At 52.3% G+C, this 26,635-nt stretch carries 15 protein-coding genes; 3 read left to right on the top strand and 12 right to left on the bottom strand.

The genetic code is table 11. The annotated features are described in order from the left end of the window. The 4 genes from F5I99_RS08250 to F5I99_RS08235 all read right to left on the bottom strand — a co-directional run bounded on the left by F5I99_RS08250 (position 1) and on the right by F5I99_RS08235 (position 5,235). Complete coding sequence (locus tag F5I99_RS08250) at positions 1 to 849, bottom strand: Na(+)-translocating NADH-quinone reductase subunit C (protein ID WP_151054902.1); 849 nt, start codon at positions 847 to 849, stop codon at positions 1 to 3. Next, positions 839 to 2,047, bottom strand: a complete 1,209-nt coding sequence (locus tag F5I99_RS08245) for an NADH:ubiquinone reductase (Na(+)-transporting) subunit B (RefSeq protein WP_151054900.1) — start codon at positions 2,045 to 2,047, stop codon at positions 839 to 841. The genes F5I99_RS08250 and F5I99_RS08245 overlap by 11 nt, the downstream gene beginning before the upstream one ends. A 9-nt stretch (positions 2,048 to 2,056) precedes the next feature. Next, entirely contained in the window at positions 2,057 to 3,397 is a 1,341-nt protein-coding gene (locus tag F5I99_RS08240) for a Na(+)-translocating NADH-quinone reductase subunit A (protein WP_151054898.1), read from the bottom strand. Positions 3,398 to 3,795: 398 nt separating this feature from the next. Then, on the bottom strand, positions 3,796 to 5,235 hold the full coding sequence (locus tag F5I99_RS08235) for a glyceraldehyde-3-phosphate dehydrogenase (protein WP_191905984.1): 1,440 nt from the start codon (positions 5,233 to 5,235) through the stop codon (positions 3,796 to 3,798). A 217-nt stretch (positions 5,236 to 5,452) separates the two neighbouring features. On the opposite strand from F5I99_RS08235, the gene mfd reads away from it, so the two are divergent. Beyond that, complete coding sequence (mfd, locus tag F5I99_RS08230) at positions 5,453 to 8,896, top strand: transcription-repair coupling factor (RefSeq protein ID WP_407670350.1); 3,444 nt, start codon at positions 5,453 to 5,455, stop codon at positions 8,894 to 8,896. A gap of 21 nt (positions 8,897 to 8,917) precedes the next feature. On the opposite strand, the gene recD is transcribed toward mfd, so the two are convergent. The 4 genes from recD to F5I99_RS08210 are packed head-to-tail and all read right to left on the bottom strand — an operon-like array spanning position 8,918 to position 18,858. Further along, positions 8,918 to 10,945, bottom strand: a complete 2,028-nt coding sequence (gene recD / locus F5I99_RS08225) for an exodeoxyribonuclease V subunit alpha (protein WP_151054894.1) — start codon at positions 10,943 to 10,945, stop codon at positions 8,918 to 8,920. Further along, positions 10,942 to 14,646: an exodeoxyribonuclease V subunit beta gene (recB, locus tag F5I99_RS08220; protein WP_151054892.1), complete on the bottom strand. Its 3,705-nt coding sequence runs from the start codon at positions 14,644 to 14,646 to the stop codon at positions 10,942 to 10,944. Before recB ends, recD begins: the two co-directional genes overlap by 4 nt. After that, on the bottom strand, positions 14,643 to 18,176 hold the full coding sequence (gene recC, locus F5I99_RS08215) for an exodeoxyribonuclease V subunit gamma (RefSeq protein WP_225307596.1): 3,534 nt from the start codon (positions 18,174 to 18,176) through the stop codon (positions 14,643 to 14,645). The genes recB and recC overlap by 4 nt, the downstream gene beginning before the upstream one ends. Further along, positions 18,148 to 18,858, bottom strand: a complete 711-nt coding sequence (locus F5I99_RS08210; RefSeq protein ID WP_151054888.1) for a transposase — start codon at positions 18,856 to 18,858, stop codon at positions 18,148 to 18,150. Before F5I99_RS08210 ends, recC begins: the two co-directional genes overlap by 29 nt. Before the next feature lie 143 nt (positions 18,859 to 19,001). Between F5I99_RS08210 and F5I99_RS08205 the strand changes: the two genes are divergently transcribed. Both F5I99_RS08205 and F5I99_RS08200 read left to right on the top strand, forming a co-directional pair. Beyond that, the gene (locus tag F5I99_RS08205) at positions 19,002 to 21,584 is read left to right on the top strand and encodes an EAL domain-containing protein (RefSeq protein ID WP_225307595.1); all 2,583 of its coding nucleotides are present in this window, start codon (positions 19,002 to 19,004) and stop codon (positions 21,582 to 21,584) included. 82 nt (positions 21,585 to 21,666) lie between these two features. After that, positions 21,667 to 22,281 carry an alternative oxidase gene (locus tag F5I99_RS08200; RefSeq protein ID WP_151054886.1) on the top strand — a complete coding sequence of 205 codons (615 nt, stop codon included), beginning with the start codon at positions 21,667 to 21,669 and terminating at the stop codon, positions 22,279 to 22,281. Positions 22,282 to 22,310: 29 nt separating this feature from the next. On the opposite strand, the gene F5I99_RS08195 is transcribed toward F5I99_RS08200, so the two are convergent. The 4 genes from F5I99_RS08195 to F5I99_RS08180 are packed head-to-tail and all read right to left on the bottom strand — an operon-like array spanning position 22,311 to position 26,608. Next, positions 22,311 to 22,601: an acylphosphatase gene (locus tag F5I99_RS08195; RefSeq protein WP_151054885.1), complete on the bottom strand. Its 291-nt coding sequence runs from the start codon at positions 22,599 to 22,601 to the stop codon at positions 22,311 to 22,313. A gap of 55 nt (positions 22,602 to 22,656) precedes the next feature. Further along, positions 22,657 to 23,904, bottom strand: coding sequence for a glycosyltransferase (locus F5I99_RS08190; RefSeq protein WP_225307594.1), 1,248 nt, complete (start codon positions 23,902 to 23,904; stop codon positions 22,657 to 22,659). Then, positions 23,901 to 25,214 carry an NAD(P)/FAD-dependent oxidoreductase gene (locus tag F5I99_RS08185; protein WP_151054883.1) on the bottom strand — a complete coding sequence of 438 codons (1,314 nt, stop codon included), beginning with the start codon at positions 25,212 to 25,214 and terminating at the stop codon, positions 23,901 to 23,903. Before F5I99_RS08185 ends, F5I99_RS08190 begins: the two co-directional genes overlap by 4 nt. Positions 25,215 to 25,243: 29 nt before the next feature. After that, the gene (locus tag F5I99_RS08180; protein ID WP_151054881.1) at positions 25,244 to 26,608 is read right to left on the bottom strand and encodes a glutamine synthetase family protein; all 1,365 of its coding nucleotides are present in this window, start codon (positions 26,606 to 26,608) and stop codon (positions 25,244 to 25,246) included. Positions 26,609 to 26,635: the final 27 nt, after the last annotated feature.

Below are 26,635 nucleotides of genomic sequence, written 5' to 3'. Positions count from 1 at the left end.
TTACACCTCATCCACTTCAAGCGCATCAGCATCGGCTTCAGGCTCAACCAACTCGGCTGTACCTGAAGCATGGGCTTCACGCAGATTGGCAATAAACGGACCGAAACCCGTTTCACCCATCCAGAAACGGATCATATTGGTGACACCGTTGGATGTCAGGGTTGCACCTGCCAAACCATCGATACGATGCTCAGATCCAGACTGTGAAGGATCCACAGACCCCTTGATCACTCGCAACGCAGGTTCAGCTGTTGATTCGCCCGCATAAATCTCTTTTCCGACCCAGGAAGCTTTCCAGTCCGGATTATCGACTTCGCCACCCAACCCAGGGGTTTCCGCATGCTCATAATAGCCCAGTCCGGCAACCGTATTCAGATCACCTTCCAGCGCCAGAAAGCCGTACAGAGTAGACCACAAACCATAACCATAAATCGGTAAGATTAAGGTATCGATAGAGCCATCATCAGCTTCTACTATATACACCGGCATGATATTGGGTTGACGTTTGATAGAAGCAATATCCTCACGACGATCAAGCGACTCGGACAAGGCAGGATCACCGGCAGCACGACGGAAATCTTCCGCCGCAGGAACAAATTCATCCGTAAACTCCCCGGTTTCCAGATCAACCGTGCGAGTTGTAATCTGTGAAAACAACTCATCAACAGTTTTACTCGGATCGGTAATGCCTGCAGCACGAAGTATATTGGATTTACGATCCTGATCCATATTGTACTGCTGCATGGGCTTAAGCATGACAGCCGCCGCCGATACAACAACAGAACAGACTACACACAGCACCAAGGCTACGGTAACTGTTTTTCCGATAGAATCTTTATTAGACGACATTACGTGACATCCTCCGTTTGATATTCGCCTGAACAACAAAGTTGTCAATTAACGGCGCAAACAGGTTGGCGAACAGAATCGCCAGCATGATACCTTCCGGGAAGGCAGGGTTAACGACACGGATCAGAATGGTCATCACACCGATCAACGCACCGAATATCCACTTACCCGTATTGGTCATCGAAGCCGATACCGGATCCGTTGCCATAAAGAACATACCAAATGCCAAACCACCAATGACGAAGTGCCACCAGAAAGGTACCGCAAACATCGGGTTGGTTTCAGAACCTATGATATTGAATAGCAAGGTTGTACCGATAACACCGACTGTCACACCCGCGACAATACGCCAGGCCGCGATCTTGGCATACATTATAATGGCACCGCCAATGATTATCGCCAGAGTCGACACCTCACCGACCGATCCTTGAATCGTGCCGATAAATGCACTGGTCCAGGTGACACCTGCACCAATAATTTCCTGCACACCGCCCATCGCTGCCAAACCCAGTGGCGTAGCACCGGAAAAGCCATCAACAGCAGTCCAGATCGCATCCCCGGATATCTGGGCCGGGTAGGCAAAGTAAAGGAAAGCACGACCAGTCAAGGCAGGATTCAGGAAGTTCTTACCGGTACCACCAAACACTTCTTTACCGATCACAACACCAAAGGTAATACCCAGTGCAACCTGCCACAACGGAATTGTAGCCGGTAAAATCAGTGAGAAGAGGATCGATGTGACAAAGAAGCCTTCGTTGACTTCATGGCCACGCTTCATGGCGAACAGGACTTCCCAGAAGCCACCGACAATAAAGGTCACAGCATAGATGGGTAACCAGTATACCGCACCGTGGATAATATTATCCCACAGGCTGCTGGCGTTATAACTGGTCAAAGCGCTCAGAATAGAGCCTCTCCAGCCCTCAGCTTCGGTTAGCCCCAGTTGCGCCATAGCCGTATTAGCTTGCAGGCCGACGCTGTACAAACCAAAGAAAACGGCAGGAAAGGTACACATCCACACCAGTATCATCATACGCTTCAGGTCAACACCATCACGCACATGTGCACCGGCACGGGTGACCTTACCCGGCGTATAGAAAATAGTATCCACAGCTTCAAACAGAGCATACCAGTTTTCATATTTGCCGCCTTTGTGGAAATGCGGCTCCATTTTATCTAAAACAGCTCTAATACTCATGCCTGTCTCCTACGCCTCTTTTTCAATGCGCGTCAGATTGTCACGGAGAATCGGGCCGTACTCATACTTACCTACACAGGCAAAAGAACAGAGTGCAACATCCTCTTCATCCAACTCAAGACAACCCAGCTGCATAGCCAGCACAATATCGCCAGTGACGAGTGCTCGCATCAGCTGCGTCGGCAGAATATCCAGAGGCATCAGCTCCTCGAATTGCCCTACCGGTACCATGGCTCGTTCAGAACCATTGGTAGTGGTGGTAAAGGCAAAACGCTTACCTGGTGCAAACTTGGAAATAAACATGTTCAGTACCGAGAACTTGTCTTTGCCCGGAGCAATCCAGCCCATGAACTCACGTTCATCACCTTCCAGTAACACAGAGAGCTGATTGGTATAACGAGTCAAATAACCCAGCGGGCCAGAGGCTGTCATACCATTCCAAACGGAACCGCTGATAATTCTGTTCTTACCACTACGCAGTTTACCGGCAGTCAGCTCAGTCAGACAGGCGCCGACACGGGTACGGATCAGCACCGGTTTTTCAACCTGTGGGCCTGCCAAAGCGACGACTCGATCCAGATGCAAACGTCCTGTGGTAAAGAGCTTAGCGAAGGCAATGACATCCTGATAACCGATCTGCCAGACAGTTTTCTGCTGAGATACCGGGTCCAGGAAGTGAATATGCGTACTGGGATTACCTGCAGGGTGCGGGCCGTCAAACTCTTCAGTGACCACACCATCAACCGATGGAATGGCTGCACCCGGTGCTTTACACAAATACACCTTGCCATCAGTTAGCTTGGTCAGTAACGCCAAGCCTTGTTTGAAAGCCTCTTCCTGCTCAGCAATAATTACCTGCGGATCAGCTGCAAGAGGATTGGTATCCATGGCAGTGACGAAGATGGAGTGAGGCACTGTTCCCGCTGCAGGTACTTTACTGAAAGGTCTGGTACGCAAAGCTGTCCAGAGACCTGACTGAACCAGGTTCTCCTGCACCTGTTCACGTGTCAATGTAGCCAACTGGTCGGCTGCATATTGGCTGAATTCGATAGCCTCTTCTTCAGCATCCAGTTCAATGACGACAGACTGTAATACACGGCGCTCACCCCGGTTGATCGTTTTGACCACACCTGCACCAGGAGCTGTATATTGAACGCCTTCGGTTTTTTTATCGGTAAAGATCACTTGCCCGAGCTTAACACGGTCACCTTCTTTAACGGCCATGGTTGGTTTCATGCCAACATAATCATAACCAATAAGTGCGACCGAACTTACTTTTGCAGCCTCTTCAATTGTCTGCGCCGGTTCGCCCGTTATCGGTAGATCCAGACCTTTCTTGATCCTGATCATTCGCCTCACCCAATCTAACTAAAAAATCCGAAACCTTGTTTTCTGCTCACTAAGTCAGCCAGCCTTCAGCACCACTGAAATACGACTGATTATTGTTATTGAACAGAGCAAAATTCCACCTAAAAACTTTGCCATTATAGCTGATATTCTTGTAATTTTTCTACCAGCTACTGCAGCTAACCGCTCATCCTAAAGTTGCAGAAATGTTTAAAGCATAGACATTATCGCTATAAACTTAGATCCAACAAGAACATACAGAATATCTATAGAGCCGCAGCACTCTAACAGCATGCGTGGCATATTTGCAGAAATTTCAGGGGCTGCTTTATGCTGGCACAAACAAAAAAGGGTGCCACATTTTCAATGTGGCACCCTTTTTTAACTAACACTAACTATTATTACTTATCTTCAAGCGGATAAGGCTTCAAGGTAGTATTACAAATCTGTTGCGCCATACGAATAACCTGACAGCTATAGCCATACTCATTATCGTACCAGACATACAGCACACAACGGTTGCCTTCAGCAATCGTTGCCAGCGCATCAACAACACCCGCCGCCCGGGAACCTACGAAATCAGAAGACACAGCTTCAGGTGAGTTACTGTAATCCACCTGTTTCTGCAAATCTGAATGCAACGCAATAAAGCGCAGGTAGTCATTCAACTCTTCTTTAGTGGTTCCGGTTTTCAGGTTCAGGTTCAAAATCGCCATAGATACGTTCGGTGTTGGCACACGAATCGCATTACCGGTCAATTTACCTTCCAGCTCAGGTAGCGCCTTGGCAACTGCCTTGGCCGCACCGGTTTCAGTAATAACCATATTCAGCGCCGCTGCACGGCCACGGCGACTACCCTTATGGTAGTTATCGATCAGGTTCTGGTCATTAGTATAAGAATGCACCGTTTCTACATGACCATTCTCTATACCAAACTTATCCTGCAACGCCTTCAGAACTGGCACAATTGCATTCGTGGTACAAGATGCGGCTGAAAGGATGGTGTCTTCAGCGGTAATATCCAGATGATTAACACCCATGACGATGTTTTTCATATTTTTACCCGGGGCTGTCAACATCACTCTTGCCGCACCCTTGGCTTTCAAGTGACGAGACATAGCCTCAGCATCACGGAACATACCGGTGTTATCGATAACCAAAGCGTTATTGATACCGTACTGGGTGTAGTCAACATCTTCAGGCTGACTGGCAAAGATCACTTGAATAGCCACACCATTGGCAATGATAGATTGATTTTCTTCATCTACCTGGATCGTACCTTTGAATGAGCCATGCACAGAATCACGGCGCAACAGGCTGGCGCGTTTTTCCAGATCGTTGTCTGCATTCCCCTTACGCACAACAACCGCACGTAAACGCATGCTATGCCCGATACCCGCACGATCTACCAACTGACGCGCCAGTATACGACCGATACGACCAAAACCATAAAGCACAACATCTACCGGTTTACGATCATCAATCGGGCCTACCGCATCCACCATTTCATCAGCGACGAACTGCTCCAGCGAGCGCCCTTTGGCTTCAGTACGGAATTTAACTGCCAGTTTGGCAATATCCACATGTGCATTATGAAGATCCAGGCCACTGATCACTTCGAGTACCGGAAAGGTATCGATCACTGACAACTCTTCATCCTCTACCTGTCTTACAAAGCGGTGTGCCTTGATGACGTCGATCACCGAACGTTTCACGATGACGCGACCATAGATAGAGATCTCGACGTTACGTTCACGGTAAAGTCGACCGACCAACGGAATCATTGCTTCAGCAATCGACTCACGCGCATTCCAGTCCGCTAAAATCAGTTCTTGGCTCACAGCTTGCTCCGAAATTGTAATGGCTCCATTTGCGTGCGCGCATTATCCCTGTTTACGCCATCCGGATCAAATTCGATTCAATAGACTTTGGTCCGAACCAACAATAAAGGTTAATTTAAACCTAAATTGACTGAATCACTGTGTTTTTTTACAGCTTTAGTTAAAATAACCCCCTTTGAGATTCTTTGTAATCGAATAATTATAGGAGCTTACCTTGCTGGCCCCATTTAGCTTTGCGCTGCCGCACTCAGCCGGCGACATCAAACGTGTTGGACATGTCACCGGGTGTAGCACGGGTTTAGTACTGCAACAACTACTAACCCGTCAGCAACAAGGGCTGGTGGTACTGGTATGCAAAGATAATGAAACTGCACTACGTATCCGTCAGGAAGCCCTTTTTTTCAGTCAGGATGACAATGAAATACTGCTGGTGCCTGATTGGGAAACCCTGCCATACGATACCTTTTCACCCCATCAGGATATTATTTCTCAGCGTATAGAAACCCTCTATCGCTTACCCGCCATGAAGCGTGGCATTTTAATTGTCTCGGCATCCACGCTGATGCAGCGCATAGCGCCCACCACCTTTATTACCGGCAACAGCCTGAGTCTGGATAAGGGACAGGAGTTCAATCCGGATGCCATACGCCAACAACTGGTTCATGCCGGTTACCAGGCGGTTAATACTGTGTATGAGCATGGTGAGTTTGCCGTGCGTGGCGCAATTATCGATATTTTCCCGATGGGTAGTGACCTGCCCTTTCGTATCGATCTGTTTGATGATGAAATCGAAACCCTGCGTACCTTTGATCCTGAAACACAACGCTCCATCGATCAACTGGAGCGGATTCGTCTTCTACCTGCACGTGAATTTCCGTTTAACCAGGATTCTATACGTCATTTCAAGCAGCGTTGGCGCGAAGTCTTTGAAGTCGATTTTAACCGCTGCCCGGTGTACCGCGACGTTTCCGAGGGCATCGCGCCCGCCGGTATCGAATACTACCTGCCGCTGTTTTTCGATCAGCTCGCTACGCTGTTTGACTATCTGCCCGAGCAAACGCTGTTTGTTGAACAAGCGGGTGTCAGTGAAGCCGCCAGACATTTTGCGGAAGAAGTCGAAAACCGCTATCAGGAACGCAACTTTGATATTCAGCGCCCCCTACTGAGCCCCCAGGCACTTTACCTTTCGGCTGATGAACTGCTTGGACAACTCAAGCACTACCCACGCATTCGCGTCACAACCGAAACAGAACAACGCAAACCCGGACGCGACAACCTGCCTTGCAGTGTGCCTGCCGACCTGACGGCGGAACCCGGCAGTGATGAGCCACTGCATAAACTCAAGCAGTTAATGGAGCGCGACACCGATGCACATTTCCTGATCTGTGCAGAATCGCCCGGTCGTCGCGAAGCCTTGCAAGAACTGTTGCGGCGCACCCATCTAAAAGCCACAGACATTGACAGCTGGCAAGCCTTCCAGGCGAACCCGGTAAGACTGGGTATCAGCGTATTTGCGCTGGACCAGGGCATTTCCATTCCGGGTGAGTTACACCTGGTCACGGAGACACAGCTGTTTGGTCGACAGATTTTTCAGCGCCGTCGTCGCCAACGCGAGAAGGAACAGTCTGACCAGGTTATCCGCCACCTGTCTGAACTGACCACGAATGCACCGGTGGTGCATATTGACCATGGTGTCGGCCGCTACCGTGGCCTGCAAAGCATCACGGTTGACGGGCAGATCAATGAATTTTTAATGTTGGAATACGCCAACGAAGCGAAACTCTATGTGCCGGTTTCTTCACTACACTTGATCAGTCGCTACTCAGGCGCTACCGATGAGCTCGCCCCGCTGCACCGCCTGGGTACCGAACAATGGAGTAAGGCGCGCCGCAAGGCGGCTGAAAAAGTCCGAGATACAGCCGCCGAGCTGTTGGATATTTATGCCCGCCGTAATGCCCGCGAAGGCTTTTCTTTTGACTTTCCTGAAACCGATTTCGAACGTTTTGCCGCGACTTTTCCGTTTGAAGAAACCCCGGATCAGGCCAGTGCCATAGACGCGGTCATCCGTGATATGCGCTCAGCCAAACCCATGGACCGACTGGTGTGTGGTGATGTGGGCTTTGGTAAAACCGAAGTAGCCATGCGAGCGGCATTTATTGCCGCGCAAGCGGGTAAACAAGTAGCGGTGTTGGTGCCTACCACTCTGCTGGCACAACAGCATTTCGATAATTTCCGCGACCGTTTTGCCGACTGGCCAATCAATGTAGAGCTCATCTCGCGTTTTCGCAGCGCCAAACAGCAGCAAGTCATTGCCCAACAACTGAGTGACGGTCAGGTGGATATTCTGATTGGTACACACAAGCTGCTGCAAGGTAGTCTGACTTACAAAAACCTGGGCCTGCTGATTATCGATGAAGAGCACCGTTTCGGTGTTCAGCAGAAGGAAAAGATCAAAGCATTGCGCGCAGAAGTCGATATTCTGACCATGACGGCCACACCGATTCCACGTACCCTGAATATGGCCATGTCCGGCATGCGCGACCTTTCCATCATCGCCACCCCGCCGGCTCGCCGTCTATCGGTGAAAACCTTTGTCCGCCAATCAGATCCTGCGCTGCTTAAAGAAGCCATACTGCGTGAGCTGTTACGCGGTGGACAGGTCTACTTCCTGCACAACGAAGTCAAAACCATCGACAAAGTGGTTACTGAAATTGACGCCCTGGTGCCAGAAGCCCGTGTCGCAGCGGGTCATGGACAGATGCGTGAGCGCGAACTGGAACAGGTGATGAGCGACTTTTACCACAAGCGCTTTAATGTTCTGGTGTGTACCACCATCATCGAAACCGGTATCGACATTCCCAACGCCAATACCATTATCATTGAGCGTGCAGATAAATTCGGCCTGGCGCAGTTGCATCAGTTGCGTGGCCGTGTCGGTCGCTCCCACCATCAGGCCTACGCTTATCTGTTAACGCCTGACAAGCGCAATATGACCGATGATGCGCAGAAGCGTCTCGAAGCCATTTCCGAAGCCTCTACACTGGGCGCAGGCTTTACCCTCGCCACGCATGATCTGGAAATCCGTGGTGCTGGTGAATTGCTGGGTGAAGATCAAAGCGGTCAGATGCAGACGATAGGCTTTGGCCTGTATATGGAAATGCTCGAGCAAGCCGTTGAAGCCATCCGTGACGGCAAAACACCGAATCTGGACAAACCGCTGAACCACGGCTGTGAAGTCAATCTGCACCTGTCTGCACTGATTCCGGATGATTACCTGCCGGACGTACATAATCGCTTGATGCTGTACAAACGCATCTCTAATGCACGCGATGCCAATGCCTTGCGCGAGATCCAGGTGGAAATGATCGACCGCTTCGGCCTGCTACCCGAAGCCACTAAAAACCTGCTACGTCTTACAGAGCTGAAACTGCAAGCCGAAGTGCTGGGAATACAGAAACTGGATGTCGGCAATAAAGGCGGGAAAATCGAATTTGACGCTGAACCCAAAGTTGAACCGATCAAACTCATCCAGATGATCCAGCGCCAACCGCGCATCTTCAAACTGGACGGCCCCTCCGGACTCCGCTTCACCCTGCCCATGGAAAGCATCGAAGAGCGCTTCAAACAAGTCGAAGCCCTCCTGACAGCCCTGGCCTCCTGAAAGGAGGCCGCGCCTTTCTTCTTAGAGGTGGAGGCCGCTGAGGCGGGTTACGCGTTTTTCCAGGGCGTGCCGGAGTACGCTATCGCGGCTGTGGATCAGGGTGAAGCGTTCGCGAGAGCGAGTGATGCCGGTGTAGATCAGCTCCTGGGTGAGTACGGGGTTGGGCTGGTCCGGTAACACCAGCGCGGTGTGGCTGAATTCGGAGCCCTGGGATTTGTGTACGGTCATGGCAAACACGCTTTCCAACGCCTGTAAACGACTTGGCATGACCCAGCGTACGCTCCCATCGACGGCGGGGAAAACCACCCGCAATGCGGAGGTGATCGAACCGTCGGAATTTTCTACAGGGCGCATTAAGGCAATGCCGATATCCCCGTTCATCAGACGCAAGCTGTAATCGTTGCGGGTAATCAGCACCGGTCGCCCTTCGTACCAGAGTGCATCACTGCCTTCCAGTAATCCGGCCCCGGCCAGCGTGCGAGTGATCCATTGATTCAACTGCTCAACACCCCAGGGGCCTTCGCGCACCGCGCACAACAACTGAAAGCCAGTATGAGTTTCAAGTACCTGAGCAGCCCAAAGGTCATGGGCTGCCAGCCCGGCCGCCAAAGCCGGTCGACTTTGTTGAAGCTGTTGCAGATAGGTTTGATAGCCCTTAATAATCAACTGAGCCAGGGATGCATCTGAGGCATGACTGACGCTGAGTCTATCTATCTGATCCTGCTGTTCGGTAAAGAGTTGATCCAACGCCTGCAGACGATCTTCAACTGGCTGGTCATAGAGCTGTCCATCATTGACCAGACGTGCCAGGGCGCCTATGCCGCCCTGTTCACTGAAGCGATGGCTCTGGCGCAACATGGTAATCACCTGATCCAGTGGTCGCCCGGTCTCACTAAGATAGCGCGCATCGAGTGAATACCCGGTGACGCCTGCCAACCATTGCGCGGTTTCATCCTGATAGCGGCCCAGTGATGCCTGCTGACACAAATCACCGAGGATGGCACCGGCTTCAACCGAGGCCAACTGGTCCTTGTCTCCCAGCAGAATCAAACGTGCGCCGGGTTTGAGGGCATCGACCAGCGCGGCCAGCATCTCCAGATCAACCATGGAGGCTTCATCAACCACCACCAGATCGACCGGCAACTGCTGGCTGCGGTGATGACGAAAGCGACGGCTGTCCGGTATCGGCCCTAACAGCCGGTGCAGTGTGGTCACTTCAGTCGGAATCGCGGCTTCCAGCTGCTCGGGTGTTTTACTCAAAGCAGCCAAGGGCAAATTAGCTACCTGAGCCGCTATCGACGCATTCAGGCGTGCCGCGGCCTTACCCGTCGGTGCAGCCAGGGCTATGCGCAATACGGGTTGCGCCTGCTGAAGCGCCAGGGCCTGCAACAGCGCCAGTAGCCTGACCACCGTAGTGGTTTTCCCGGTTCCGGGACCACCGGTAATCACGGCAAAGCCACGCCGTGCTGACAAGGCACAGGCAATTTTCTGCCAATCCGGCTGCGCTGTTTCAGCCGATGGTGGAAACAAGCTGTTCAACAAGGCCGCCATCGGCGCTTCCGGTAAGTCATAACAGTGATCGATGCGCTGCATCAGCGCAGTGCGAACCTGTTGTTCATAGTTCCAGTAACGGCGCAGGTAGAGTATCGGGCGCTCCGATGATCCGGATAACACCAGGGGCGCCGTGGCTTTTTCCGGCTGGTCACTCTGTCCATCCGATGCAAGCCGCTGAATTGCCGCAGACTGACTCAAACGCGCCCACCAACTCTCCGGACTCACCGACTGAAGCATCTGCAGGATACTGGCCAATGCCGGCGCATCGGGTCCAGCGGCTAACTCCAGATGGGTCAGGGCACCGATCAGATCCAGACATACATCACCATGACCGTTGCGCTCGCTGGTCAGGGCAATCGCCAGCAACACACAGGGATCTGACTCAGGCGCGGCCTCGGCTATATAACGACTCAATGCCAGATCCAGTGCACGGAGCTTTCCTTGCTGATGTAACAGATTCAGCCAGTTCAATGACGCTTCGCTATCCGCTTTCATGCCAGCACCTCATCCGTCAATGTCTGACCGGCAAACAACCGATCCAGCCCCTCAATCACCTGACGATCCGGCTTGTCAAAGAACACCCCCTGAGAGGCGGCACGATAGCCGCGCAAAAACACATAGGCAGCCCCCCCGATATGCCGGTCATAATCATAATCCGGCAAGCGCAAGCGCAACTGCCGATGCAGTGCTAGCAGGTACAGGAGGTATTGCAGATCATAGCGTTTTGCCAGTAGAGTCTGACGCATTACATCTTCAGAATAAGCTTGATCATTCACGCCTAACCAATTGGATTTCCAGTCTATTACATAGTAACGCCCCTGGTGTTCAACCACCAGATCAATAAAACCTTTGAGCATGCCATTTAAACGATTGGCGGCCAGTGGCGGTCGCGCCTGCCCTGCCAGCGTGCGCTGCTGCACCCATTGATCCAGTTTCAAGGTACTTACCTGATGGCTGGCAAACCAGAACTCCAGCTCGACACTGAACTGCTGGGGCGACAGAGCAGCCAGGTTGAATGGCGCCGCTCCCGGCTCCGACTGCTGTGGAAACTGCCAGTCCTGACGGATGAACTGCTGTAACCACTGCAGCAGCGGCTCGCTCCAGGATTGCAGTTGGCGCTGCTGACAGCGCTGGGTCAGATAGTCCAAACAGCTTGCCTGTAATGTCGGCTCCAACACGCCCGCAAACCCTTGCTGGCGTACGCCCTGACTGTCGACCCAAGTCAGCGCCGCAGCCCACTCCAGCAGACTGTGCAAGAACGTACCTATCTGACTGCCTTTAGGTAAGCCGTGCAGATCCAGTGCTGCCAAGGGATCGAGCCGGTCTGTCGCGTCGGTCTCTGCATCCTGGGTTTCCAGCAGCGTTTCCTGCCAGGCGGTTTCACTGACCTGCGTGGTGCCATGTTTCAATGCAGAATAACTGGCAATCCACCAGGGCTCATGGCTGAGTCGCGGTGCTGCTCTGGCGCTTAGTTCCACTTCAGGGCTGTCCGGTTGCCAGACCTCCGGCGGCTGTTCTGTCGACTCTTCTGACAGGACCTGCAGACTAAGATGTTTCAGTTGTTTTAACGGTTCAGCCAGATTGCCTGAGTTGGCGTCCAGCACATAGGCCAGCGCAGATGCGGCAAAGCTATCGGTTTCAGCCAGGCCTATCCAGTTGACAAAACGTGCCCGCGTCAAGCCTACATAGAGCTTGCGTAAATCCTCTGCCAGACGCTCAGTATCAGCCTGCGCCAGGTTTTCAGAATTAGCACGCAGATGCACTTCAACCTGCTGATCGGCGTTATGGGTGACCAGCAGGGTATCCTGTGCTTTGGCTTGTCGGCTATCGCTGATAAAGGGCAAAAACACCAAGGGATATTCCAGACCTTTGGATTTGTGGATGGTGACTACCCGCACCAGTTGCTCATCCGTTTCCAGACGCAACTGCTGCGCTTCACTCTGTTCATCCGGTTCCTGAATCGACTCTTCCAGATAACGTATCAATGCCTGCTCACCATCCAGCGTATCGGCCGCCTGGTGCAACAGTTCACCCAGGTGCAGCAGATCGGTTAACTCGCGCTCACCCTGCGGCCGCTGACCGGCACTCTGGGCAATATTGAAATCCTTTATCAGGCGATAGATCAACGGCAGAATACCCTGACGCTGCCAGATCTGGTGGTAGGTTATAAATTGACCTGAGTGACTTTCCCAGTACAACTCATCCTGATTCAGTCGCTCCAATGAGGCAATATCAGGGCGTAACAACGGACTGGCCAGCGCGGTACGAATGCGCTTCTCATTCAAGGGGTCAGACACCGCACGCAGCAGTTGTAACAGTTCGCTGGCAATCCAGGTCTGAAACACACTGGATCGGTCCGAAAGATAGACACTGGCGACCCCCAGTTGCTGCAACGCCTGCCGGATACGCGTGGCTTCACCGAGATTATTCACCAACACCGCGCAATCCGCTGGTTGCACCGCGCGCCAGCCACCCTGTTCTGCCAGGGGCAGCGTGGCGTTTCCCTGCTGCCCCTGTATCAGTAACTCGGTAATCTTGGCGGCAGTCAGTTGTGCCAGTCGCTCACGTGCATCACCCTTATTGAGCTTGTCATCTGTTTGCTCAACCAGCCAGCCTTGCAGTGCAGGGGCTTGCTCCCCGTCCAGCATCATTCCCGGCAAGTCGGCCTTTCCGGCCTTCACCGGCAAAAAGGGTACCGGATTACGCTCCCCGGTTTTGAACAGGAAAGCGCCTTGGGCACGTTGATCGGCCAGACTGAACACCTCATTGACCGAATCGATCAACGCAGACGAGGAGCGGTAGTTGGTATCGAGGGTGTAATGCTGCCCTTCACTGTCCTGACGTGCTTGCAGATAGGTATGAATATCTGCGCCTCGAAAGGCATAGATCGCCTGCTTGGGATCACCGATCATAAAGAAGCCGACCGGCATGTTATCAGGGCTTTGCTGATAAATTCGACGGAAAATACGGTACTGCACCGGGTCGGTATCCTGAAACTCATCGACCAGGGCCACTGGAAATTGTCTGCGAATCGCCGCGGCCAGCGCCTCTCCCTGGGTGGAAGCCAGTGCCTTGTCGAGACGCAATAGCAGATCGTTCTGGCTCAGACTGTTGGCCTGTTGCTTAACCTTCTCGATCCGTGCAGCAATCCAGTGCGCCGCATGACATAGCAGCTCAGGCTGAAGATCCGGCAAATCGGCCAGCACCTGCTTTAACTGGGACAAGGCCAGGCAGGCTGGGTGATCAACCGGGGCCTGTTGCGCATCTACCCAGATGTCACTGATCCCCTCGGATGACATAACGCGCCAGCTTTTACCCCCGAAAATACCCGGATCTTCCAGTGAGGCCTGCGCCAGCCAGTCGCTCAGTTTGTTCAACACGCCAGAACGGTGACCACTGTTGAGTTTTTTCGCCTGAAAGGCTTTCTGCTTAGCTGCCTGATCGAACAATTGCTGTAACTGGCCGATATAATCCTGCGCCCGCCACTCGGCCTTCAATGCATCCAGTTGCGCCGTGCGCTGTTGCCGATAACGCTGAATCAACTGCAAGGCTGACCCCGATGGATTGGCCAGATACGCCAGCTTATCCAGACAGGGCTTCACCTGTTTCAACAGGGCATCGGGTGATGCCCAACAATCGACCACCAGGGCCAACTGCTCCACTGGCAACTGACTGTAGGCACAACGCCAGTAATCTTCACTGGCCTGCTGTTGCCAGGCTTGCTCGCTGGTTTCCAGTTGCTGATCAAAGGCACTGCCGCTATCGAAGGCATGCTCTTTCAGCATGCGATAACACCATGCATGGATGGTGGAGATGGCTGACTCATCCATCCACTGCGCCGCCAGCGTTAATTGGCGTGCTGCCCGCGGGTGTTGATCATCTTGCAGTTGTTGCAGCAACGCCAGCAGCAGGGCATCGCTGGTGGTCGCTCCCTGAAATACCCCCGCCGCTTCCACCAGCCTTGCACGAATACGCTCACGCAGCTCCGCTGTCGCCGCATTGGTAAAGGTCACCACCAGTATTTCCGGTGGCAGCAGTGGTCGTATAAACGCCTGATCGCCGCCATGCTGAATTACCAGTCGCAGATACAGCAGTGCCAGGGTAAAGGTCTTGCCGGTCCCTGCGCTGGCTTCGATCAAAGCCTTGCCCTGCAATGGAAAGGTTAAGGGATCCAGACGATTAATGCTGTCACTCATGAGCGGGTTTCCTTCTGCGCTGTTACAGCCTGATGAAAGTCACCGTAGAGCGCCTGTGCATGCTGGACAAATGCACCTTCGGCCCAAAGCTGTTCAAGACCAGTACAGTGCTGATGAAAGAAACGGCTTTGCTGAAGGCTCTTATCCAGCGCCTCCAGCAGTTTGGTCTGGAGCTTACCCTCTGGAAACTCAGGTACAGCCGCGTCATCCCGGTTGGCCAGCCAGGCGATGGCAGTATCCAGGCTTAAAGGCGTGGGCGCCTGCAGTGTTGCATGTGCAGCTTGTAGCAGACGATCCAGACAGGCACGGGCCTGCTCCGCAGACGCCAGTGGTGCAAAGCGAATTTTGCCTTCAGGGGTCATAATCCAGGTGGTCAGTTTCAGGCCGCTCTGGTGAGCCAGCAGGTGCATCAGCCAGCCGCGCAAGTGATTGTGCCATTTGCGCGTCCGACCCTGTTTGATCAAGCCACTGCTTTGCAACAACAGCAACGCGACCTCCCCTGTTTCAGGGTTCTGATACAGGGGCTCAAGCATGGCTTCTACAGACAACACACCCCATTCGCTATGCGCTGAATACATCACTGGCTGGCTCTCCAGCGCGTCACTGAACTCAGTGCGTTCGGCCAACCAGTCGCTATAGACCGCATCCAGTCCCTGACACAACTGCTGCCCCTGCAACTGACCGAGACTGCCTTCAACCAGCAAGCCCTCCTGCTGAATACGCTGTACTTCATCACCGACGCGCTGCAAAAAGTCATCTTCATCCACGGCAGGCAGGATGGCGGATTGCAGCAGCCGGTCACGCAGTTGCCAAACTTCCAACCCATCCAGCGCAAAGCTTTCGGTATCGCGTAACACCTGAATAGATTCCGTTCGCGGCACTTGCAGACGCAGGGCGTAAAAGCTGTCGATCGGCTGCTTCATCAACTGCACCAACTGTGACAGAGACAAGGCGGTTTCCGGCTGCCAGGGCTCCAGCGATAGCGGTGATTGCGCCTGGCTGATCGGCTGATGTACCGCTAACCACTCGGAGGCATAACTGAACGGCGCGTGCGCAGCGGCGTCCTGATCAAAATAGCGGCGACTGAAAGGCTGTAACGGGTGCTCGATGGTCAGTTCATTGAGCAGATCGTCGGTCTGTCCTTGCCAACCCGACTGCAGGTGATCACGCAGTTGCCCGACCAGTACAGACGGTGGTCGCACGGAGTTATCGCGGGCACTGCGGCCCACCCAGCTGACCACCAGCTTCTCGCGCGCGGCCAGCAAGGCTTCCAGAAACAGATAGCGATCATCTTCTCGTCGGGAACGGTCACCGGGTCGATAGTCCTGTGCCATCAGATCAAAATCCACCGGTCTGACAGCGCGCGGATAAGCACCATCATTCATCCCCAGCAACCAGACTTGCCGAAACGGAATGGCACGCATCGGCATCAGCGTAGCAAAGTTTACCGACCCGGCCAGGAATGTCTGACTCAAACCCGGCTGATCCAGACCGGACAGCAGCTCTTCACGCACCACGTCGAGTGTTAAGGGTAGATCACTGGCTTCAGCCAACTCGATAGCCTCTAGCCACTGTGTTAACTGCTGCTCAAACTTGAGCAGCAACGCCTGATCCAGCTCTGACTGGGGCACAAAGAAATCCTGCAACAACTGCTGCAAACGGGCAGCCCATTCACCAGCATGGGTAGCTTGCTGCAGCGTGTGCCAGGCAGTTTCCAGTTGATCCAGCAACAGCACCAGCGGTCCTAACCTGGCAGCTTCGAGGCCAGCCACTTCAGCATAGGGTACGGTTCCCTGCCAGGCAGACGTTTCACCACTGGCATAGCCCAGCAGCATTCGCTTCAAGCCAAAACGCCAGGTATTAGCCGATACCCCTTCAGGCAGGTCCAGCGCTTCACGCTGCTCAGCATCCAGTCCCCAGCGAATATTGGCTCCCTGTATCCAGCGCTTCAGGCTGAGCAGATCGACCTCATCCAGTTCAAAACAGGCGCGCAAAGCGGGTACATCCAGCAGATCCAGCAGTTCGGTGACACTGAAGCGGGACTCAGGCAGATGCAGCAGACTTTCCAGTGCAATCAGCAAGGGCGCTTTGTGGCGTTGGCCCTGATCGGCAATATGAAATGGCAGATAACGCGGATCATCTCGATCCAGTTTACCGAACACAGCATCGATATGTGCGGCATACACCTGGATATCCGGCACCATCACCAGAATATCGCGGGGGTTCAAGGGTTCACCTGAGTGTTGCGCCGCCTCAAACTCGGCTAATAGTTGATCCTGAAGGATCTCCACCTCACGCTGCGGACTATGTGCTAGCATAAAGCTCAGGCTGCGATCTTGCACATCCACCTGGATCTGCATCGCCTGGCGCTCACTCAGGGTGCGCAGTTCCAGAATATCATCCTGCAGTTGTTGCAGCAGTGTTTCGTTCCCTGGCGATGAAAACAGATCTATGCGTTCAAAGTGCTGCTGATAGCTCTGCGGCTGATCACGCTCATCCAGCAGCCTCAGATAGTCACGTCCCTGACGCCCCCAGGCTGCCAGTAAGGGATGGCCGTGCAGATGCAGTTGATCTTCATCCAGATTATCCGGCACGCGGCGTTCAGAATTGCGCTGATAAGCCTTTTTGAACAGCTCCCGCCCTTCGATCAGATCGCCCCAATAGTGCTGACTGGGATTACACACAAACAGCATCACCTGGGAAAACTGCGACAGCACTTCGAGCACTTCCAGTGTTTGCCGGGGTAAGGAGGAGATACCGAACACGATGATTCGGCGTGGAAAGCCAGTCGGTGGTTGGTTAGCATCTGCCTCGCCAAGCTGCTGACAAAACACCTGATGCACGCTGGAACGGCTGGCATAACTGAGAAAATCAGCCTCCGAGTGAGCCTGACGAATATCCGCATTCAGCCACTGCCAGAGCAACGGCTGCCAGGCCTGCTCCGCCTTCAATGGCTGCCGTTCACCCGCTGCGGTGATCAACACCGATTCACCCTGCAGCCAGGCCTCCAGCCAATCGGCCCGGTAGACCTGATATTGATCATAAAGATCCGCCAGGCGCGCCGCCAACTGCCAAGTTCGTGACACGGAGGGGTCCTGATCGAGAAAATGTTGCAGCGGCTGTAGCACCTGAGGATCAGGCGCTCTGGCAGCCAGGGCTGGCAGATCACTGAGCAATCGCAGCAGCCGCCAGGTCAGGGGGGCTTTATCAAAGGGGGAAGCACTGGGTAGCTGGGGAAACTCCTGACGATAAGCCTGCCAGATAAACCGCCCCGGCAGCATCACCTGCAACCCCGCCGCAATACCCAGCCCGGATTCCGCTCCATCCCCCGAGTTCGCCGCCAGTGCCAGTTTCAGCCACTGCGCAATACCGTTGCTTTGCACCAGAATCACTTCATTTTCCAACGGCTTAAGCGGGTAATGCTGAGTCCAGCTCACCATCAAATGACGCAGCTCTTCAAGATGATTCCCCTGAATCACCATAAACCCTGGAATCAAGGGGTCAGCCAGCTTGGTTTTTATATTCGGCACTCTTTCTATCGCCCCCATGAGATGTTAGCTTTGCTGGCCTTCCAGTTTGTAGGCTTACCCAATTGTTGAAGTTTACATCACCCAGTGCTTCGCCACGAATAGTTGCCTCGGTTATGTTTTGATTCTCTTCACTTAGGTTCACATTACTCATCATCGACTGGTAATGAGCCGCTCTTTCATCTTTTGTAGTCGCTAAATCCAGATAGAGAGGATGCTCTGAAATCAGCGGGTCCACTACTCCAAGCGCATTGTGGTGATAGCTTGACCAAGGGTATTCTTTGGGATCAATGACCAAACCGGCTTTTACCGGGTTCATTTCGATATACTTGTATAAGGTGAAAAGGTAATGATCGCTGTCTACAAGACATGATTTAAACCGCCCTTCCCAAATGGTGCCTGTCCGTTCCCGACTGGAATTAAAATATCGGACATAGCGATTGGTCAGAGACTGCATAAACACGGCCAAATGGTGTTTGTCTTTTGGCGTAATCAGTAGATGCAAATGATTTGTCATGATGACGTAGGCATGCAACTGGCAATCTGCTTTTATGAGTGACTTCGCGATATCGGCAAGGATACGTGACATATCCTCTTTGTTTTCAAATACTTTTTGACGATTGTTACCTCGATGCATGATATGCAGAGGCTGATTGGGCAATACCAATCTAGGCAGTCTAGCCATGAGGTTACATCCTTGTAGTAATCAGACTGAATCCAGTTTACTCAATGAATCGATGATATCAACTTTTTAATCAAGCTGGCTGACCCCTTGAAGATTTCGTGTCTATACTGCGACTATAAACTTTTATAGGAATATATGGTTTTATGACACGGATATCGACAGGTATCAGGCTTTACTGCCTGCTGCTGGCTTTGATGCTCACTTTCAACGCTCAGGCTGACATGCAAAGCGTTCGTATTGGTGTGTATGAAAATCCACCTAAAATCATGCTGGGGCCTGATGGCAGGCCTTCTGGCATTTTAGGGGAACTGATTCAGGAAATCGCCCTGCGTGAAGACTGGCAACTCCAGGCAGTTCCGTGTAATTGGGATGTCTGTCTGCAACTGCTGCAAGAAGGTAAAATTGAATTAATGCCGGATGTGGCCTTCAGTGAGCAACGACAAACCCTGATGTCATTTCATCACCAGCCCGCCTTGCACAGTTGGTCACAGGTGTTTCGTCATGCTGATGTAGAAATCGACTCTGTACTGGATCTGGATCAAAAGCGTGTTGCCATTCTTGCCGGTTCAATTCAACAGGATTTTTTAAAGCAGATTAATCAAGAATTCGGCATACAGATGGAGCTAGTACGCGTTAGTGATCTGCAATCAGCTCTCAACCTGCTAGCCGAAGGCAAGGCCGATGCACTGGCTACCAACAATCTGTTTGGTGGTTATCATGGCAACGGCTATGACCTCAAACAAACCTCCATTTTATTTCAACCGGCACGACTGTTTTTTGCCACATCACTTAATCAACACCCCGAATTGTTGGAAAAAATTGATTATTGGCTGGAACAGTGGGGCGCTGAACAGGACTCCCCCTACAACCGTATTCTGCAAAACTGGCAATCATCTGTTGAAGTACAGGTTATTCCCAGGTTTGTATGGGTCGGTTTGATTACGCTGCTTGGCCTGCTACTACTGGCTTTGTTAACTATGCGATACCTCAGGCAAAAAGTGCAGCGCACCCAGCATGAATTAAAAATGAGTGATGATAAGCTCATAACGATTCTCAACAACCTGCAAGCCTATGTTTACATCAAGGATCCACAACACCGTTACTTATATGTTAGTCCCAAAGTCTGCGAATTATTCAATTGCACTGAAGAAGAAATTTTAAACAAAACCGATGAAGCTTTTTTTGATAGTGAATCTGTAGCTGAGATTTTCCGTCTGGATGACCGTGCACTTATGAGTGGCGACAGCATTGTCAAAGAAGAAGTAAACAAGCTTCCTGGTGAAAATGAGCCACGCACCTTTCTCTCAGTAAAGGTGCCTATGCGCGACTCAAAAGGACAGATCTACGCCCTGTGTGGGCTGGCAACGGATATATCAGAACAAAAACGTCATAAAAAAGAAGTCCATCAACTGATTTTTTATGATGTGCTTACCGGACTGCCTAACCGAAGATTACTCATGGACCGTTTGCAGCATAGCCTGGCAAGTCGCCATAACCAACAGGGTAATGGTGCCGTCATTCTTATCGATCTGGACAATTTTCGTACCCTGAATGACACCCTGGGACATCAGGCAGGCGATCAACTGCTCACAGGCATCGCCACGCGGCTGAGCGAACATATACGTGCCAGCGATACGTTAGCGCGCTTTGGCGGTGACGAATTTATGTTATTACTGGAAGACCTGTCCACTGATGATACTTTACTGCTGAACCAGGTCGAGCAGGTACTGGATAAGATTATTGCGGCTCTTGAGCACCCATTTCGAATACAGAATCAGGAATACACCACCTCGGCCAGCCTGGGTGTTGCGCTTTATTCAGATAGTAAACATAACCCGGAAGAGCTGATCAAACGGGCTGAACTGGCCATTTATGATGCCAAGAAAGTCGGACGAAATCAGATACGCTTTTTTGATACCAGCATGCAACAAAAAGCCGAACACCGGGCTGAACTGGAGTTTGGTCTGCGTCGAGCACTTAAAAATCAGGAATTTATTCTTTACTACCAGCCACAGTACCATGCTGAAGGCGAAATGACCGGCGTAGAAGCCCTGATACGCTGGCAACCACCGGAACAGCCGCTGGTATCACCGGGTGATTTTATCCCGGTTGCTGAGACAACTGGCCTGATACTTCCGTTGGGACAGTGGATTTTGCGTACCGCCTGTCAGCAACTGGTTAGCTGGTCGGAGCATCCCGATACCGCTCATTTGACCATTGCGGTCAATATCAGTGCCGCGCAGATGCACCACAATAGTTTTGTTGATGACGTATTGAGTATTCTGCAAGAAACCGGTGCACCAGCTAATCGGCTGGAACTGGAATTAACCGAAAGTCTGCTGATAGATAATATTGAACAAACTATTGAGAAAATGTTGTTACTAAAAGCAGAAGGTATCCGTTTCTCACTGGATGATTTTGGCACAGGCTTTTCATCGCTGAGTCTGCTGATCAGCCTGCCTCTGGATACCTTGAAAGTTGACCAGGCGTTTGTGCGCGATATGCACAGGGATGCGCGTGATCTTGCCGTAGTCAGAACCATTATCGATCTGGGGCGCAGCCTGGCATTAAATGTGATTGCGGAAGGCGTTGAAAACCTTGACCAGCGCGATGCACTACAGCGCTTCGGTTGCCGTTCTTTTCAGGGTTTTTTATATGCCCGGCCTATGCCCATAGATGCCTTTGCTTCACACAAAAATACCATCCCTCCATATCAAGGCCTGTAAGGATTAACTTGTTTGTCAGGAACCTATTCAATGCTGGATAGCCATACCTAGTGAGTTTTGCAAAAACAACATGGAGTAATAGATGTCCGAGCAACGTCTGCAGACACATTTCAAACCCAAGACAGGGTCTGACCGGGTGGCCTATTACATGACCCGCTTGCTGCGTTTTTTTGCCGATAAATTTTTTGCCCAGCGCTATGGTCATCGTGCTGTCGTGCTAGAAACCGTCGCTGCGGTACCTGGAATGGTGGGTGGAGCCCTACAGCATTTGAAATCAATACGACGAATTAAAAGTGACGAAGGCTGGATTCGAACGTTACTGGAAGAGGCTGAAAATGAGCGCATGCATTTAATGACCTTTATAGAAATCGCCCAGCCAAACCGTTTCGAACGTTTGCTTATTATGCTGGTACAAGGAATTTTCTATAACAGTTTTTTCCTGCTCTACCTGATCTCACCACGAACAGCACATCGCTTCGTGGGTTATCTCGAGGAGGAAGCAGTATACAGTTACACTGAATACCTGGAAGGTATAGACAGCGGACTCTATGAGAATGTACCTGCGCCCCGCATCGCCATAGACTACTGGCAGCTCCCGGAAGATGCACGCCTGCGTGAGGTAATATTGGCTGTACGGGCCGATGAAGCCAAGCATCGCGATGTTAATCACGACTTTGCCAATCAATTAAACCCTTAACCCTTGAGGATCGGCAGGACACTCTAGTGTTAGTTGTCTGCGTCATCCCTTATTTCGAAGCCGGTGTGGCTGTCATCCCAGTCGCCAGGCTCAGCAATCACTTCAGCTACCGTGGCTAACTCCGGACCTTGATTCAACCAGGCTTCGACATGATGAACATTGATCTCTTCACCACATAACATGGCTTCAACACTACCATCAGCCAGATTGCGCACCCAGCCTACCACACCGTGGGCCTCGGCCTGCTGCTGGGTAAAGCGCCGAAACCAGACCCCTTGTACCCGGCCAACCACGCGGACATGTAAACATATTTTTGCCATAGTCAGTGCTTCCGTAACAGTCAGTTATCAGGATTAATGTAACATACCACCAAGCTTAGCCATGCCTGTTTTTAGCTTCAATCCACTGCGCCATATACTGCGTGCTTTTCATGCTGTGATGCCTGAGCATCTGGCTGATAAAATGCTGCTGTCTAAGGGCTTCGCGCTGCTGATAGTGTTGCAGAATACGCGCAATAAAACCCGGCTCTAACTCAGCACGGTTATACAGCTGCTCAAGTATTTGATCACCCTGCTGCTGTGCCTGTTGCCAGCCGTCTTCGTTGGTATAGAGGTACACTGCCTGCTGGACAAACGCCGTCTCATCGGCACAAACTGCACCGCTCCAGGGCAACCCGGCATGCATGCCTTCAGCCCCTGTTGGTGTGGTAACACTCGGCGTACCAGTCTGCATCGCTTCCACCAGCTTACCTTTCAACCCGGCGCCGAAACGCAACGGCGCCAGTAACACCCGCGCCTGCCCTACCACCTGCCTGGCATTATCGGCCCAGCCTTTTACCAAAAAGCCTTGGGCTGGATTGTGCAGTTGTGTCGCCTTAGGTGGCGGATAAGCGCCGTAAATATGCACGCTGGCATCCGGTAACTGCTGACGAATAGCTGGCCAGAACATCTGCTTCAGATAGAGCACTGCATCCCAGTTGGGTGCATGGCGAAAGTTGCCGATGCTGACAAAGTCACTTCGCTGGGCAAAGCTTAAACGCTGCTGTTTCTGCGTCGCTGTAATCGGCTGCAGCATAAATGGCAGGGTATACAACTGGGTTGTGGGAACTTGAAACTGTTGTTGCAGCAAGCGGGTTTCGACGGCTGAGATCATCAAGGTCAGATCAGCACGAAAAATGGCGGCCACTTCGCGTATTGACAACTCACTGTGCAAGTCTTCCGGTTGATATTCACGCCCGGCCTTAAACGCCTGATGACGTGCATGACGAAGACTGTGCAGGTCTTCAGTGTTCAAGATACGCAAGGCCTGAGGTAGGTGCTTTTCAACCCGCCAGCCAAACTGCTCTTCCATCATAAACCGGTCGAACATAACAATATTCGGTGATTTATCCAGTAAAAACTGATCAAATGAACTGCAGTTCAAGCGTATAACATGGCTGTTGATACCCAGCTGAGCCAGATCGATCTGATGCTCGGTCGGTTGTGCCGGACTGGCAAAATCCACCTGCCAGCCCTGATTGATAAAGCTTTGCAGCAACTGCATCATACGACTGCCAGCTGCCGATGAATCAGGTTCCGGCCAGACATAGCCGATCACCAACACCTTGAAGTCTGAATCACTCAACGCAGTGCTTCCCGCAAACGGTAGTACCACATCCCTGCTGCCAGCATCGGATTACCCAGCCAATCACCCATGGGGACACGCACATGTGAACAGCGGGCAAAGACATCAAACTTATCCAGTTGACCGCTAATCGCCTCAGCCATAATTTCACCCATAATATGGCTACTGGCCACACCATGACCGGAATACCCCTGACAGTACCAGACATTGGGGGATAACTGACCCAATTGCGGAATACGGTTGACCACAATCCCCATGGCACAACTCCATTGATGTTCAATATGAACACCTTTCAACTGAGGAAAGGTCGCTTCAATTGCGGGTCGCAATTCAGCCGCTATATCGCGGGAGTCACGGCCGGAGTAATTACAGCCACCCCCAAAAAGCAGGCGTCCATCGGCGGTCATGCGGTAGTAATCCAACACAAAACGGCAGTCATATACGGCCAGGTTCTCCGGATTCAACTGCCTGGCTAATTCACCCAGAGGTTCAGTTGTGACTATGCCCCCCATCGCGGGAAAAATCATCCCGCCCAGTTGCTTTTGAGCCAAGCGATGATACACATCACCCGCCAGCAAAACATGACTGGCACGAATACGGCCTCGATCAGTGACTACAACCGGCTTACCTCCCTCTTCAATGGCCTGAACCTGCGTCTGCTCAAAAATCCGGGCACCCAAAGAAACCGCTGCACGCGCTTCACCCAGACAGAGGTTCAATGGGTGCAGGTGCATATTGCGGTTATTCCGAAGCGCTCCGCAATACAGCTCTGTTGCCAACACCGCCTGGACGCCATCTGCATCAAGTAAGCTGACCTGATCGGCCATACCGCGAGCCTGCGCCTCGGCATAACTCTGCTGGAGTTCATCCAGGTGTACCGGCTTCATCGCTGTATGCAGATGACCAAAGCGCAGATCACAGTCAATGGCATACTTCTCAACACGCTGACGAATAATGTCGTGTCCATGCCAACGCATAAACCAGATAAAATCATCGACATCCTTACCCAGCGTTTCACGCATCTGCTTCCGCATCGCCGCATCGCCGGACAAGCTGCCGGTCACCTGACCGCCATTACGACCCGAGGCGCCCCAGCCAACACGATTGGACTCCACGACCACCACACGGTACCCGCGCTCAGCCAGTTCCAGCGCTGACGCAATGCCGGTAAAGCCTGCACCTATAATCGCCACATCCGTTTCTATATCTTCCTGCAAAGGCGGGTAAGCGATTTGATCATTCACTGTGGCACTGTAGTAGGAAGGCAAGCGCTCCTGATGAGGTGCCCCAGCCAAATTTTTATGTTGCATCAGTCAATCCTTCATCATCCTGAAATCTATCAAGCCGTGTGGCGATACCAGCGCCAGTCCTGCTCACCCACTTCAGCCATAAACTGCTGGTACTCAGCCTGCTTAACTGCCTGATAAATTTTGAGAAATGCAGGGTCTATCAGCTCGGGTAGCCAAGTCGAGGTGGAACAGGCATTCAGGGTGGTTAGCCAATCACCCGGCAGGGTTTCAGTCACCTGGGCATAACCATTGCCAGTCACCGGTGCACCTGGATCTATTTGTTCATCAATACCACGCAGCACACCAGCCAGAATCGCAGCTGCTGCCAAATACGGATTGGCATCAGCACCACAGATACGGTGTTCAATATGACGACTGGCAGGCGGACCTCCGGGAATACGCATCGATACCGTGCGGTTATCGACACCCCAGGTGGGCGCCAGCGGTGCGTAACTTTCCGATTGGAAGCGCCGATAGGAGTTGGCGTTAGGGCAGAAAAACAGCAGTGTATCGACCAGACACGCCAGCATGCCACCAATCGACCAACGCAATAGTGGCGTTCCAGCCGGATCATCGCTGGCGAAGAGATTCTTACCTTGGCCATCGTTCAGACTGATATGCATGTGCATGCCTGAACCTGACAGCTGTGCAAAGGGTTTAGCCATAAAACAGGCTTGCATGCCATGCTGATGTGCCACCCCTTTCACCAACCGCTTGTAGCGCACTGCCTGGTCCATAGCGGTCAAGGCATCACCATGCTGTAGCGTGATTTCAACCTGACCGGGTGCATATTCAGATATCGCCGTGCGCGCCGGTATGCCTTGCAGTTTGCAGGCGGCGTAGAGATCCGCCAGAAACGGCTCTAATTGTTCCAGCTCACGCAGGCCATACACTTGCGTGGTGCCGGGTCTGGCACCACTTGGCTCAGGTGCCAACTGAGGTTGGCCAAGGCTGTTGGTTTGTTGATCCAACAAGTAGAACTCCAGCTCACAAGCCATCACAGGATAATAGCCTTTGGCTTCCAGGCGCCCGATAACCTGCTTTAACAGATGACGCGGATCAGCCACGGCCGCAGGCAGCCCCTGTTGTGGATGCATACTGACTTGTAGTGCTGCTGTCGGAATGCTTCGCCATGGCATGGGCACCAGGCTACCCGTCAGTGGGTAGGCACGGCAATCAACATCACCGACATCCCACACCAGGCCCGAATCTTCGACATCGTCGCCGTTAATAGACAGGCCCATAATAGTGCTTGGCAGGGGGCGACCGGATTCATACACCGGCAACAGCTCCTCGCGATGCAGCAGCTTGCCCCTCGGCACACCATTGGCATCCAGAATAAACAATTCGAACAGCTCTATATCAGGATAACGATCCAGAAAATCGAGTGCTTCCTGCACTTTTGCAAACGCCATGACTAGCTCCTCGTTGTTATAAAACAG

Origin of the sequence: Nitrincola iocasae (assembly GCF_008727795.1) — a bacterium.
GTDB classification, from domain to species: domain Bacteria; phylum Pseudomonadota; class Gammaproteobacteria; order Pseudomonadales; family Balneatricaceae; genus Nitrincola; species Nitrincola iocasae.
The sequence above is the reverse complement of the archived record's forward strand: the minus strand, read 5'-3'. Positions and strand labels throughout refer to the sequence as shown.